The sequence below is a fragment of the Paenibacillus foliorum genome (assembly GCF_013141765.1).
Classification (GTDB): domain Bacteria; phylum Bacillota; class Bacilli; order Paenibacillales; family NBRC-103111; genus Paenibacillus_S; species Paenibacillus_S foliorum.
On the sequence record NZ_WHOD01000032.1, the window covers coordinates 1 to 933 of the forward strand.

The following is a 933-nucleotide window of genomic DNA, read 5'->3' on the forward strand; positions in this document are numbered from 1 at the left end:
AGTTTATCAAGAGCTAACTTTAAGTAAGTCAGATAAAATAAAGAGTTCTACATATTGTACATGACTAATATGTGGAACTCTTTATGTTTAACTATCGTTCTCCGTTAGCTTAGCGCTTTCGGCGATTGTATGGGGTGTACATAGGTTTGATTTTTTCAATATTCTTTAGTTGATCATCTACGCTCCAGTTATCACTTTGTATATTTGCAAAAAACCATTTCGCTCCATTAGATAACCATTCTTTTCGGTAAGCCTCAAATGTAAAAAGCATGTCATCCACGCCAAATTCAAAACCGCAACATAAGCAAACATCAAATGACTCATTCCCTTTTTCATCATATGGTGGCTGCTTCAATTCGTCATAACCACAAACTGGACAAATGAAATCCATTTTATCCTCCAATGCAAAAATTCGGTTGGCTTAATTGTGCTATCGTTTCCCGTTAACTTTACCTCTCACTACTTGTGTACTAAATAAAATGTCACCAATTCTATTACCCGATATTAAGAAATAAAGAAGGTCCACGGGCCAAATTAATAAAGTTATATTTCTTAAAATTAATCTCCAAATACTTGGAACTTGGTCATTTCTCTTACTGTCTATCACTGAGATATTAGTCATACGTTTACCAATGCTTCTACCATTTACGACATCTTTGAACATAGTAATAATTAAACCAATTGCTGTTATAAAATAATTTAACTTTCTTAATTTATTAAAGTTCTCTGCACTCATTGGAGACTGAGTCATAATGTTCCATGAAATTAAAAAAGAAAATATAGCAACAACTATACAAACTAATAAATAATCAATAAAAAAAGCACCCAATCTTGTCATTCGTTCTGCTCTCATAAATGTTCCCTTTCACATTAAAATTTAAAGTATTTTTACCGAACTACCATACTTAGTATTCAACGAAGCAATGGCACTAA

General features: G+C 32.2%; 2 protein-coding genes. Both read right to left on the bottom strand.

Going from position 1 to position 933, the window contains the following annotated elements:
- Positions 1-109: 109 nt before the first annotated feature.
- Positions 110-403: a hypothetical protein gene (locus GC093_RS07770; RefSeq protein WP_171651306.1), complete on the bottom strand. Its 294-nt coding sequence runs from the start codon at positions 401-403 to the stop codon at positions 110-112.
- A 27-nt stretch (positions 404-430) separates the two neighbouring features.
- Complete coding sequence (locus GC093_RS07775; RefSeq protein ID WP_171651307.1) at positions 431-853, bottom strand: RDD family protein; 423 nt, start codon at positions 851-853, stop codon at positions 431-433.
- Positions 854-933: the final 80 nt, after the last annotated feature.

Excerpts from the sequence above, each read along its gene's own strand:
- GC093_RS07775 (WP_171651307.1), bottom strand. The coding sequence starts at position 853 with ATGAGAGCAGAACGAATGACAAGATTGGGTGCTTTTTTTATTGATTAT.